The organism is Nocardioides sp. P5_E3 (assembly GCF_054049275.1).
On sequence record NZ_JBFUMR010000018.1, the window covers coordinates 84,824 to 96,858 of the forward strand.

General features: G+C 71.0%; 13 protein-coding genes, 1 tRNA gene and 1 pseudogene. 7 read left to right on the forward strand and 8 right to left on the reverse strand.

The features are described 5' to 3' along the window. Positions 1-17 precede the first annotated feature (17 nt). Complete coding sequence (locus ACXJKB_RS13160) at positions 18-1,157, forward strand: ArsA family ATPase (RefSeq protein ID WP_457189021.1); 1,140 nt, start codon at positions 18-20, stop codon at positions 1,155-1,157. A 100-nt stretch (positions 1,158-1,257) separates the two neighbouring features. Here the strand turns inward: ACXJKB_RS13160 and ACXJKB_RS13165 are convergent, their stop codons facing one another. Continuing rightward, positions 1,258-1,545: a WhiB family transcriptional regulator gene (locus ACXJKB_RS13165; protein ID WP_191194136.1), complete on the reverse strand. Its 288-nt coding sequence runs from the start codon at positions 1,543-1,545 to the stop codon at positions 1,258-1,260. Between the two features lie 195 nt (positions 1,546-1,740). Here ACXJKB_RS13165 and ACXJKB_RS13170 point away from each other — a divergent pair, with 195 nt between their 5' ends. Further along, positions 1,741-4,131, forward strand: a complete 2,391-nt coding sequence (locus ACXJKB_RS13170) for a transglycosylase domain-containing protein (protein ID WP_457189023.1) — start codon at positions 1,741-1,743, stop codon at positions 4,129-4,131. 18 nt (positions 4,132-4,149) lie between these two features. Here the strand turns inward: ACXJKB_RS13170 and ACXJKB_RS13175 are convergent, their stop codons facing one another. After that, positions 4,150-4,608 carry a GatB/YqeY domain-containing protein gene (locus ACXJKB_RS13175; RefSeq protein WP_457189025.1) on the reverse strand — a complete coding sequence of 153 codons (459 nt, stop codon included), beginning with the start codon at positions 4,606-4,608 and terminating at the stop codon, positions 4,150-4,152. A 26-nt stretch (positions 4,609-4,634) separates the two neighbouring features. Between ACXJKB_RS13175 and ACXJKB_RS13180 the strand changes: the two genes are divergently transcribed. From ACXJKB_RS13180 to ACXJKB_RS13200, 5 genes are all read left to right on the forward strand, one after another. Then, positions 4,635-5,558 (forward strand): metallophosphoesterase, encoded by a 924-nt coding sequence (locus tag ACXJKB_RS13180; RefSeq protein ID WP_457189027.1) that lies wholly within the window; start codon positions 4,635-4,637, stop codon positions 5,556-5,558. A gap of 72 nt (positions 5,559-5,630) precedes the next feature. Next, complete coding sequence (locus tag ACXJKB_RS13185) at positions 5,631-6,191, forward strand: dihydrofolate reductase family protein (protein ID WP_457189029.1); 561 nt, start codon at positions 5,631-5,633, stop codon at positions 6,189-6,191. Positions 6,192-6,202: 11 nt separating this feature from the next. Next, on the forward strand, positions 6,203-6,835 hold the full coding sequence (locus ACXJKB_RS13190; protein WP_457189031.1) for a dihydrofolate reductase family protein: 633 nt from the start codon (positions 6,203-6,205) through the stop codon (positions 6,833-6,835). Between the two features lie 118 nt (positions 6,836-6,953). Then, a tRNA-Pro gene (locus tag ACXJKB_RS13195) sits at positions 6,954-7,030 on the forward strand. 61 nt (positions 7,031-7,091) lie between these two features. Next, entirely contained in the window at positions 7,092-7,682 is a 591-nt protein-coding gene (locus ACXJKB_RS13200) for a hypothetical protein (RefSeq protein WP_457189033.1), read from the forward strand. Positions 7,683-7,711: 29 nt separating this feature from the next. Here ACXJKB_RS13200 and ACXJKB_RS13205 read toward each other — a convergent pair whose 3' ends face one another. The 6 genes and pseudogenes from ACXJKB_RS13205 to ACXJKB_RS13230 form a co-directional block, all read right to left on the reverse strand. After that, complete coding sequence (locus tag ACXJKB_RS13205; RefSeq protein ID WP_457189035.1) at positions 7,712-8,761, reverse strand: aspartate-semialdehyde dehydrogenase; 1,050 nt, start codon at positions 8,759-8,761, stop codon at positions 7,712-7,714. Further along, entirely contained in the window at positions 8,758-10,056 is a 1,299-nt protein-coding gene (locus ACXJKB_RS13210; RefSeq protein ID WP_457189037.1) for an aspartate kinase, read from the reverse strand. The genes ACXJKB_RS13205 and ACXJKB_RS13210 overlap by 4 nt, the downstream gene beginning before the upstream one ends. A 90-nt stretch (positions 10,057-10,146) precedes the next feature. Then, entirely contained in the window at positions 10,147-10,728 is a 582-nt protein-coding gene (locus ACXJKB_RS13215) for a DUF5063 domain-containing protein (RefSeq protein WP_300048699.1), read from the reverse strand. Beyond that, on the reverse strand, positions 10,725-11,321 hold the full coding sequence (gene recR, locus ACXJKB_RS13220) for a recombination mediator RecR (protein ID WP_191194126.1): 597 nt from the start codon (positions 11,319-11,321) through the stop codon (positions 10,725-10,727). The genes ACXJKB_RS13215 and recR overlap by 4 nt, the downstream gene beginning before the upstream one ends. A 9-nt stretch (positions 11,322-11,330) precedes the next feature. Then, complete coding sequence (locus ACXJKB_RS13225; RefSeq protein ID WP_191194125.1) at positions 11,331-11,708, reverse strand: YbaB/EbfC family nucleoid-associated protein; 378 nt, start codon at positions 11,706-11,708, stop codon at positions 11,331-11,333. Between the two features lie 48 nt (positions 11,709-11,756). Further along, positions 11,757-12,035 (reverse strand): annotated as a pseudogene (locus ACXJKB_RS13230) (hypothetical protein); the annotation flags it as partial.

Consider the following 12,035-nt stretch of genomic DNA (forward strand, 5'->3'; position numbering starts at 1 on the left):
CGCCGCAGGGACCCCGAATGAACAACGCGCCACCCGTGCTCGACGTCGACGCGCTGCTCGACGACCGGACCACCCAGATCATCGTGTGCTGCGGTGCCGGCGGTGTCGGCAAGACCACGACGTCCGCCGCGCTCGCGCTGCGCGCCGCCGAGCGGGGGCGCAAGGTGGTCGTGCTGACCATCGACCCGGCGCGCCGGCTCGCGCAGTCGATGGGGATCGGTCAGCTCGACAACACCCCGCGCCCGGTCGCGGCCGTCGACGCGGAGGCGGGCGGGTCGCTCGACGCGATGATGCTCGACATGAAGCGCACCTTCGACGAGGTGGTCGAGTCGCAGGCCAGTCCGGAGAAGGCCAAGCAGATCCTGGAGAACCCGTTCTACGTCGCGCTGTCGAGCTCGTTCGCGGGCACGCAGGAGTACATGGCGATGGAGAAGCTGGGCCAGCTGCACCGGCAGGCGCTGGCCGACGGCAGCCACGACCTGATCGTGGTCGACACCCCGCCCTCGCGCTCCGCGCTCGACTTCCTCGACGCCCCGGAGCGGCTGTCCAGCTTCCTCGACGGCCGTTTCATCCGGCTCCTGCTCGCCCCGGCCCGCGGTCCGGCCAAGCTGATGACGGCCGGCTTCTCGGTCGTGACCAACGCGCTGACCAAGGTGCTCGGGGCGCAGGTGCTGCGCGACATGCAGACCTTCGTCGCGGCCTTCGACACCCTGTTCGGCGGCTTCCGCCAGCGGGCGGACAAGACGTTCGCCCTGCTCCAGGCCGACGGCACGGCCTTCGTCGTGGTCGCGGCACCGGAGCCGGACGCGCTGCGCGAGGCGGCGTACTTCGTGGACCGGCTCACCGACGACGACATGCCACTGGCGGGCCTGGTCGTCAACCGGGCCAGCCCATCGGCACGCACCGAGCTGTCGGCGGAGGCGGCGATCACCGCCGCCGACCGGCTGCAGTCGGGCGACTCCTCGTCACTGACCGCCGGTCTGCTCCGGCTCCACGCCGACCGGGTCCGCATCATCGAGCGCGAGCAGCACCTGCGCGAGCGCTTCGCTGCGGCCCACCCGAAGGTGCCGACCGCGGTCGTGCCCGCGATGGCGACCGACGTCCACGACCTCGACGGCCTCCGCGCGATCGGCGAGAGCCTCGCGCGGCAGAGCTGATTTCGACGCAACCGTCGCGGCTTCGTTCCTCAGCCGCGGGCCTTGCTCAATCTGGCCGTGCCCACGCGGCGAACTCGTTCCTCACTCGCCGCTGCACGTCTCAGACCGAGACTGAGGGAGCCTCGACCTTGGTGCGGGCCGTCTCGAGGATGGTGCGCCACGACGAGCCGGGGCGACGGCGGAGCAGCGCACGGCGCTCACGCTCGGTCATCCCGCCCCAGACACCCCACTCGATCTGGTTGTCCAGCGCCTCGGCGAGGCACTCGGTCCGGACGGGGCATCCCGCACAGACCTGCTTGGCCTTGTTCTGCTCTGCGCCACGCACGAACAGTGCGTCCGGCGTGTCGCCCTTGCATGCGGCGCGTGCTGCCCAGTCCTCGACCCACATAAGTCAAACCCCACGGTGATTGTCGAGCCGGTCGGCCGCCCCCATAGCGGCCATCCCTGACTCAGAATGAAAAGTAAACGAATCTCGCCGGTCCAGGCAGGGACCGTGTGGCTCAATTCGTATAGTCCAATGTGACTATCTGGCTGCGCCGTTGGAATTCCGGGTGATAGGCGTCCGCCCCGTACTCTGGTGCGCATGTCCTCACGCTCGTCCTCGCCCTCCGGGCGCCCCCCGGGCCGTCCCGCCGGTCGCGTGGCGTCCCACCTCGCGGTCATGGCTGCCGTCGCGGTCGTCATGGGAGTCCTCGTCGCCTGCCTCGCCATCCCGTTCGCGGGCCTGGTCGGCGTGGCCGCCAAGGACGTCAGCAAGGGCATGGTCAACCTCCCCGAGTCGCTCGAGGCGAAGGACCTGTCGCAGAAGACGCGCATCTACGACGTCAACGGCAACCTGATCGCCTCGCTCTACGACCAGAACCGCATCAATGTGCCGCTGGGCTCGATCTCGCGGCCGATGGTCAAGGCGATCGTCGCGATCGAGGACTACCGCTTCTACGACCACGGCGCCCTCGACCTCAAGGGCACGGTCCGCGCCTTCGTCACCAACCAGGCCAACGGCGGCTCGGTGCAGGGCGGCTCGTCCATCACGCAGCAGATGGTCAAGCAGACGCTGCTCTACCAGGCGGAGACCGACGAGGAGCGCAAGGCCGCGACGGAGGAGACCTACGCGCGCAAGATCCGCGAGCTCCGCTACGCGATCGCCTTCGAGAAGAACCACAGCAAGGACTGGATCCTCGAGCGCTACCTCAACATCGCGTACTTCGGTGACGGTGCCTTCGGCGTCCAGTCGGCGGCGCGGCACTTCTTCTCCAAGAACGCCAAGGACCTCAACCTGCTCGAGTCGGCGACGCTGGCCGGCCTCGTGAAGAACCCCGTGGGCTACGACCCCGTCGACAACCCCGAGCGTGCCGAGGGCCGGCGCAACGTCGTCCTCGACCGGATGGCGCAGCTCGGCATCCTGACCGAGAAGAAGGCCGAGCGGCTCAAGGGCAGGCCCCTGGCGAAGACGCTCGACATCGAGACCTCGCCCAACGGCTGCCAGCAGTCGCGCGCGCCGTTCTTCTGCGACTACGTCGTCAACTGGCTGCTCAAGGACCCGGTGCTCGGCGACACGCCCAAGGAGCGTCGCCGCACGCTGAACAACGGCGGCCTGACGATCAACACCACGATCGACCTCGACATGCAGAAGGCTGCCGACGACTCGGTCGCCTCCCACGTCTACCAGACCGACCAGGCCATCGGCGGCCTGGCGATGATCGAGCCCGGCAGCGGTGATGTCCGCGCGCTCGCCCAGTCCCGCCCGATGGGCAAGGACAAGAAGGGCGGGGAGACCTACCTCAACTACACCGTCCCGAAGAAGTACGGCGATGCCAACGGCTTCCAGGCCGGATCGACGTTCAAGCTCTTCGTCCTCGCCGCCGCCATCAACCAGGGCATCCCGCTGAGCACGAGCATCAACTCGCCGCAGACGATGCACTTCGACGACTGGGACTTCGAGACCTGCGACGGCCCCTACGCCGGCGATCAGAAGGGCTGGGACCCGCAGAACTCCACCGGCGCCGGCACGTTCGACCTCTACAGCGGCACCCAGCACTCGGTGAACACCTTCTTCGCCCAGCTCGAGACCCGCACCGGCATGTGCGAGCCGCTCGAGCTGGCCAAGCAGATGGGCGTCAAGGTGCCCCAGGCCCAGCAGGTGCCGTCGTGGATCCTCGGCGTCTCCGACGCCGACCCGCTGACGATGGCGCAGGCCTACGCGACCTTCGCCGCCCGCGGCCTGCACTGCGACCCCCGACCGGTCACCCAGGTGCTCGACTCGTCCGGCACGTCGCTCAAGGACTTCGCCAGCCAGTGCGAGCAGGTCATGCCCGGCGCGACCGCCGACGCCGTCAACGACATCCTGCGCGGCGTCATGGAGCCCGGCGGGTTCGGTCAGAACATCGCCATCGACAAGCCCTCCGCGGGCAAGACCGGCACCAACAACAGCAACATGGCCGTGTGGTTCGTCGGCTACACCCCGACGCTCGCCACGGCAGCCATGGTCGCCGGCGCCAACGAGTTCGGCGAGTGGATGACCCTCAACGGCCAGGTCGTCGGAGGCAGCACGATCTACGAGGCGTTCGGCTCGACCGTCGCCGGTCCGATCTGGGGCGAGGCGATGGCCGCGGCGTCGGCCAAGCTGCCCTACGAGGACTTCCAGACGCCGCCCGGCGACGAGATCGCCGGCGTGCTCAGCACGGTGCCCGACGTGGCCGGCCAGAGCGTCGAGGCCGCGACCGCGGCGCTCCAGGCCGCCGGGTTCACCGTCGCCGACGGGGGCCAGGTCAACTCCGAGACCGGCGCCGGCCTGGTCGCCTACACCTCACCCGAGGGCGGCGGCCAGCTCAGCAGCGGCGACACGGTGACGCTCTACACCTCGACCGGCTACGTGCCCCCGCCGCCCTCCGCGGGCAACAGCGGGAACGGCAACGGCAACGGGGGCGGCCGGGGTCGCGGCAACGGCAACGGCGGCGGCGGCGGCCGGCGCTGAGGCGTTCCCCGAGGGGCCTCAGCCCAGCTGCTCGCGCACCTCGGCCGCCACGGCACCACCGTCGGCACGACCCTTGACCTGGGGCGTCACGACGCCCATCACCTTGCCCATCGCGCGCATCCCCTCACCGGCCGCGCCGGTCTGCTCGATCGCGGCGGCCACCAGGTCGGCGATCTCGGCGGCGCCGAGCTGGGCGGGGAGGTAGTCGGCGATCACCTCGCCCTCGGCGGCCTCCTTGGCCGCCATCTCCGTGCGGCCGGCCTCCTGGAACGCCACGGCCGCTTCCCGGCGACGCTTCGCCTCGGTGGACAGGACGCCGATGATGTCGTCGTCGGAGAGCTCGCGGGCCTCCTTGCCGGCGACCTCGGCGTTGGTGATCGAGGTCAGCACCATCCGGATGGTCGAGGAGCGCAGCTCGTCACGCGCCTTGATGGCGGTGGTCAGGTCGGCGCGGAGACGGTCCTTCAGAGCACTCATGAACACCATTGTGGCAGCCTTGGCGAATGCCTTTCCTCCCCGTCGTACGCCGCACGCTCGGGCTCGGGACGCTCGCCGGCGTGGGCCTGGCGACGTACGCCGCATGGGAGGCCCGGCAGTACACCCTCCGCCGCGTGACCGTGCCGCTGCTGCCCGCCGGACACGCTCCGCTGAAGGTGCTGCACCTCAGTGACATCCACATGGCGCCCGACCAGCGCGCCAAGCAGGAGTGGCTGCGCGGTCTCGCCGACCTCGAGCCCGACCTGGTGATCGACACCGGTGACAACCTCGCCCACATGCGTGCCGTGCCCGTCGTCGCCGACGCCCTCGGCGGACTGCTCGACGTGCCGGGCGTCTACGTCCTCGGGTCCAACGACTACTACGCGCCGGGCATGCGCAACCCGCTGCTCTACCTGCTCCCCGACACGGGCAAGCGCAACACCTCGACGCCGCAGCTGCCGTGGCCCCGCCTCAAGGAACGCTTCGCCGAGGCCGGGTGGCTCGACCTGACCAACGGCTTCGGGTCGCTGACGGTGCGCGACACCACCATCGCCTTCGCCGGCGTCGACGACCCCCACCTGGCGTTCGACGACCTGGAGCGCGTCGCCGGACCGGCCGACGCGACGGCCGACGTGCGCCTGGCCGTGGCCCACGCGCCGTACCTCCGCGTCCTCGACCAGTTCGCCGCCGACGGCTACGACGCGATCATCGCGGGCCACACCCACGGCGGCCAGGTGTGCCTCCCGGGCGGCCGCGCCCTCACCACGAACTGCGACCTCGAGCCCGCCCGCGCCCGCGGCCTGCACCGCCACCCCGCCGACTCCGCTCCCGGCGACGACGGCTCGGCCTGGCTCCACGTGTCGGCCGGGCTCGGCACCAACCCGTACGTCCGCTTCCGGGTCGCGTGCCGTCCCGAGGCCACGCTGATGACCCTCGTCCCTGCTTCCTGAGCTCTCGCCGCCCGGCCTTTCCACCCGCCCCCGGTTGTGGTGGTGTGGAACCAGCGAGAAGGGAGTGCCGGCGTGCCCGAGCTGATGGTCGACCTCATCGTGTCTCTCGACGGCTGCGCCGCCGCGGACGGCTGGCCCGGTCTCTGGGGCATGGGTGGCCCGGACTACTACGCGTTCCTCGGCGAGCAGGAGGAGCACACCACGCTGATGGGCGCGACCACCTACCGGCTGATGTCCGGGATGGCGGAGGAGGAGCCCGAGGCCATCGCCCAGCTGGCGACGATGGACAAGATCGTCTTCTCGTCCACGCTCCGCGACCCGCTGGACTGGGAGAACACCCGGCTCGTGGCCGCCGATCCGGTCGAGGCGGTCCGTGTCCTCAAGGAGGCCGGTCCACTGCCGCTGCGCACCCTCGGCAGCCTCACGCTGGCCCGCTCGCTGCTCGTCGCGGGGCTCGTCGACCGGTTCCGGCTGGTCGTCTTCCCGGTGATCAACGGAGCCACCGGACGGGACCGGGTCTTCGACGGCTATCCCGACGTCCGCCTCGAGCTCGTCGAGAGCCGTACCTTCGACGGTCGCCTGCAGCTCCTCGACTACGTCCCCACCGTGCTCGACCGCCCGCCCCTCTCCTGAAGGAGCCACACGTGCCACTCGTCCGGGTCCACAACTTCTCGATCTCGCTCGACGGCTTCGGCTCCGGCGAGCCGCAGTCGCTGGAGTCGCCGTTCGGCCACGCCGGGCAGCGGCTGCACGAGTGGATGTTCGCCACCACCTTCTGGGATCCCGAGGCCGGCCAGCGCGGCGTCGACGCCGTCTTCGCGGCCCGCCACGAGGTGGGCTTCGGTGCGGAGATCATGGGCGCCAACAAGTTCGGCCCGCCCGGGTGGCAGGACGACCCCGACTGGCAGGGGTGGTGGGGCGACGAGCCGCCCTTCCACACGCCGACGTACGTCCTCACCCACCGTCCCCGTCCGTCGCTCGAGATGGCCGGCGGGACCACGTTCCACTTCCTCGACGCCTCCCCCGCCGAGGCGCTCGCCGTCGCGCGCGAGGCGGCCGGCGACCTCGACGTACGCCTCGGCGGCGGAGCGTCCGTGGTGCGTGACTTCCTCGCCGCGGGCCTCGTCGACCACCTCCACCTCGTGGTCGTGCCGATCGTGCTCGGCCGGGGTGCCCGGCTGTGGGACGGCCTCGAGGCGCTCGAGGACACCTTCGACATCGAGTCGGTGTCGTCGCCCAGCGGGGTCACCCACCTCACCTTCACCAAGCGACGCTGAGCCGGCCCCTGAGCCAGCCCCTGAGCCGGTCCCACCGGACCGGGGCGATTTCGGCAGCCCCCGACCGCTCCGGTATGCTCGCCCGCGTTGCCCGGACTGGAATTCTCGGTCCGGGCGGCGGGCTGTGGCGCAGCTTGGTAGCGCGCCTCGTTCGGGACGAGGAGGCCGCAGGTTCAAATCCTGTCAGCCCGACCACCGGAGCTCCCGGACCCCAGAGTGGGTCCGGGAGCTCCTGTCGTGTGGCACTGTGCCCCTCATGGCCGACGACCGTCCCCCGCTCGAGATGCCGTCCTTCTCGCTGCGGCGCAGGAGGAAGGTCGCCGACGAGTCCACTCCCCCGCGTGAGGTCGAGACTCCGGCCCCTGTGGTCGTCCAGCCCCCTCCGGCGCCGGAGCCCCGACCCGGCCCCCGGAGGCTCCCGTCGGTGCAGGTCAGCGGCCTGCCCGCGGCATCCCTGACCGGCGTCGCCGTCGGCGGTCTCGCCGTGCTGCTGGCGTGGCTGGCCGGGGTCGGCTGCGAGGCCGTGCGCGGCACGTCGGCGTGCGGCGGCGGCCCCGGGCTGCTCATCCTGCTGGTCGTCCTCGCTGTGCTGACCTGGGCCGGCAGCCTGCTGCTCCGCGTGCTCGGCGTACCTCACGCCGGCTCCACCAGCCTCCTCGCCGTCGGCATCCTGGCGGTGCTGGTGCTGGTGTTCCTGCTCGGCTCCCTCGACGAGGGGTGGGCGCTAGTGGCCGTCCCCGTGGCGTCGGCGATCTCCCACGCCGCGTCGTGGTGGGTCACCGCGGCCGTCAGTGACGACCCGGCGGCGGGCACCTCCGCGCACTCGTCGTCGTACGACGTCCGCTGACGGGCGGGGTGGTCAGGCTCTTCCTGAGGTCAGCGCGCGGCGGCGATGAGCTCCGCGATCTGCACGGTGTTGAGGGCGGCACCCTTGCGCAGGTTGTCGTTGCTGATGAAGAGCGCGAGACCGCGGTCGTCCGGGACGCCCGGGTCCTGACGGAGCCGGCCGACGTAGGACGGGTCCTTGCCGGCCGCCTTGAGCGGGGTCGGCACCTCGTCGAGCTCGACGCCGGGCGCCGAGCCGAGGATCTCGCGGGCCCGGGCGGGGGTCATCGCCCGCTCGAACTCGGCGTTGATCGCGAGCGAGTGGCCGGTGAAGACCGGCACCCGGACGCAGAGGCCGGAGACCAGCAGGTCGGGCAGGCCGAGGATCTTGCGCGACTCGTTGCGGAGCTTCTGCTCCTCGTCGGTCTCGTTGAGGCCGTCGTCGACGACGGAACCCGCCATCGGCAGGACGTTGTAGGCGATCGGCTCGACGTACTTCACCGGCTCGGGGAACGCGATCGCGGAGCCGTCGTAGGCCAGCTCGCGCGCCTTGTCGCCGGCCGCGGCCACGGCGTTGGCCAGCTCGTCGACGCCGGCGACGCCGGAGCCGGAGACCGCCTGGTAGGACGACACGATGAGGCGGGTCAGGCCGGCCTCGTCGTGCAGCGGCTTGAGGACCGGCATCGCGGCCATCGTCGTGCAGTTGGGGTTGGCGATCACGCCGCGCCCGGCCTCGATGACGGCCGCCATCGCGTCGGGGTTGACCTCGGAGACCACGAGCGGGATCTCCGGGTCCTTGCGGAAGGCCGAGGAGTTGTCGACGACGATGACGCCGGCCTCGACGAACTTCGGCACGAGCGCACGGGACGTCGTCGCGCCGGCGGAGAACAGCGCGATGTCGAGCCCCGCCGGGTCGGCGGTCTCGGCGTCCTCGACGGTGATCTCACGGTCGCCGAACGGCAGCACCGTTCCGGCCGACCGGGAGGAGGCGAAGAAGCGGACCTGGTCGGCCGGGAAGTCGCGCTCGAGCAGGATCTGGCGCATCGCGACGCCGACCTGCCCCGTTGCGCCGACGATGCCGATGTTGACCTTTGCGCTCATCGACCGGTGCCTCCGTAGACCACGGCCTCGACCTCGTCGGCGTCGAGGTCGAACGCCGTGTGCGTCGCGCGTACGGCGTCGTCGACGGCGTTCTCGTCCACGACGACCGAGATCCGGATCTCGGAGGTGGAGATCATCCCGATGTTCACGCCGGCGGAGGCGAGCGCGGCGAAGAACTTCGAGGTGATGCCGGGGTGCGAGCGCATGCCTGCGCCGATCAGCGAGACCTTGCCGATCTGGTCGTCGTAGAGCAGCTTGTCGTAGCCGACCTCGGCCTGGATGCGGGCCAGCGCGGTCATCGCGACCTGGCCGTCGCTGCGGGGCAGCGTGAAGGAGATGTCAGTGAGGCTGGTCGCCGCGGCCGAGATGTTCTGCACGATCATGTCGAGGTTGATCTGCGCGTCGGCCAGGGCCTCGAAGATGCGGGCGGCCTCGCCGACCTTGTCGGGCACGCCGACGACGGTGATCTTGGCCTCGCTGCGGTCGTGGGCCACGCCGGCGATGATGGGCTGTTCCATGGTGTCTCCCTCACTGGGACCGGCTGGTCCGGGGTTGAGCTGCGGGTCGTTGACGACCCAGGTGCCTTCGAGCTGGCTGAACGACGACCGGACGTGGATCGGGATGCCGTAGCGGCGGCCGTACTCCACGCACCGCAGGTGCAGGATCTTCGCGCCGCACGCGGCCAGCTCCAGCATCTCCTCGTAGGAGACCTTGCCGAGCTTGCGGGCGCTTGGCACGATCCGCGGGTCGGCGGTGAAGACCCCGTCGACGTCGGTGTAGATCTCGCACACGTCGGCCTCGAGGGCCGCGGCCAGCGCCACCGCGGTGGTGTCGGTGCCGCCCCGGCCGAGCGTGGTGATCTCCTTGGTGTCGGCCGACACCCCCTGGAACCCCGCCACGATCACGATGTGGCCCTCGCCGATCGCCTGGGTGATGCGACCCGGGGTGACGTCGATGATCTTGGCCTTGCCGTGGACCGAGTCGGTGATCACGCCGGCCTGCGAGCCCGTGAAGGAGCGCGCGGTGTAGCCCAGGTCGCTGATGGCCATGGCGACCAGCGCCATCGAGATGCGCTCACCCGCGGTGAGCAGCATGTCCATCTCCCGCGCCGGAGGCAGCGGCGAGACGCCGTTGGCGAGGTCTTCCAGGTCGTCGGTGGTGTCACCCATGGCGGACACCGCCACGACGACGTCGTGACCGGCCTTCTTGACGTCCACGATGCGCCGGGCGACGCGCTTGATGGCGTCGGCGTCGGCGAGCGAGGAGCCGCCGTACTTCTGCACGACAATGCCCACGGTTGGTCCTCGGGATCGGTGTGCGGCCCTCAGCGGCCGCGGAGCTCTGGCGTGCCCGTCGGCGCCGTTGCCGACAGGCCACCGCCGATTCTACGGGCGCGCGACCGGGGCGCTCCCGAGCATCTCATCAGCGACGGCCACGGCGTCGGCGTCGGCCTCGAAGTCGGTGTCGAAACGGTCGTGCGCGACGACGGTCAGCAGCGCGTTGAGCGCCGCACCGGCCAGGTTGCCCCAGTTGTTGACGTAGGAGAACTGCCACCACCACAGGGCCTCGTCGACGTTGCCCGCGCGGTAGTGGCGCAGGCCGTTCTCGAGGTCGATGGCGATCGAGGCCAGGTCGTCGGAGAGACGGCTGACGACCACCTCCGGGATGTAGGGGTCGAAGACGAAGGAGTAGTCGTCGACGCCCTCGAGCATCTCGGCCAGCCGCAGCCGCAGGTCGTCGATGTCGGCCTCGGGCCCCACGTCGGGCTGGAACTCCTCGCGCGGCGTGAAGTCGGTCTGGGCGCCCATCCGGGCACCGGCCAGGAGGACCTGGCTGATCTCGAGGAGCAGCAGCGACACCGCCTGCGACCCGTTGCCCTCGCGGGCGATGGCGCGCAGTGCGAGCAGGAAGCTCTCCACGGAGTCGGCGATCTGCTCGCCGAACACCCTCTCGTCGGTCTCGGTCATTCGGCTGATCTCCTTCCGGCGAACGCTCGTCCGAGCGTGACCTCATCGGCGTACTCGAGGTCACCGCCCACAGGCAGTCCACTCGCCAAGCGGGTCACGCGCAACCCCATGGGCAGGAGCAGGCGCGTGAGATAGGTCGCGGTGGCCTCGCCCTCGAGGTTGGGGTCGGTGGCGAGGATGACCTCGGTGACCGTGCCGTCGGCGAGGCGCGGCATGAGCTCCTTGACGTGGAGCTGGTCGGGGCCGATCCCGTCGATCGGCGAGATGGCGCCGCCGAGGACGTGGTAGCGGCCGCGGAACTCGCGGGTGCGCTCGATCGCGACGACGTCCTTGTACTCCTCCACCACGCACAGGACGCTCGGGTCACGGCGCTCGTCGCGGCAGATGCGGCACTGCTCGTCCTCGCTGACGTTGAAGCACGTCGAGCAGAACTTCACCCGGGCCTTCACCTCGATCAGCACGTCGGCGAGACGGCGTACGTCGGTGGGCTCGGCCTGGAGCAGGTGGAAGGCGATGCGCTGCGCGCTCTTGGGACCGACGCCCGGCAGGCGGCCGAGCTCGTCGATCAGGTCCTGGACGACACCTTCGTACAACGAGGCCCCTCAGCCGAGCCCGGGGAGACCGGGCATGCCGCCGCCTCCGCCGAGACCCTCGGTCAGCGGGCCGAGCGAGTCGCCGGCCAGCGCCTCCGACTTGGCGCGCGCGTCGCGGTAGGCGGCGACGATGAGGTCGGAGAGGTCGGACAGGTCGTCGGGGTCGGTCCCGTCGAACTCGCCCGAGCGGATCGTCACGCCGACCAGCTCGCCGACACCGTTGGCGGTGACCGTCACGGCACCGCCCGCGACGGTGCCCTCGACGGTCTGCTGGGCGAGGTTGGCCTGCGCCTCCTCGAGCTGCTGCTGCATCTGCTGCGCCTGCTGGAGCAGGGCGTTCATGTCGAAGCCGCCGCCACCGAGGGCGTCGAAGGGGTTCTGGGTCATCGGGTCTCCCGCTGCAGGTCTGGGATGGGGTTGGGGCCGGTCATCGGGTCAGTCGTTCTTGATCTCTTCGATCAGCTTGGCGCCGAGCGTCTGGCTGAGCAGCGACTCGGTGTCGATGGCCGCGGAGTCGGCGTCGGGGTCGTCGGGGTCGACGTCGTCGTCGGCGGAGCGCACCGGGGCGGCCGGCTCGGCCGGTCCCCCGGCCCGGGCCGCCTCGAGCGCCTCACGCGCGGGAGCGGCGGAGACCGGCGGCGGGGCTGCGGGAGCCGACGGCGGGGCGGCGTCGCCGGTCACCCACGACGGCGGGCCGTCGGGCGCCTCCTGCGC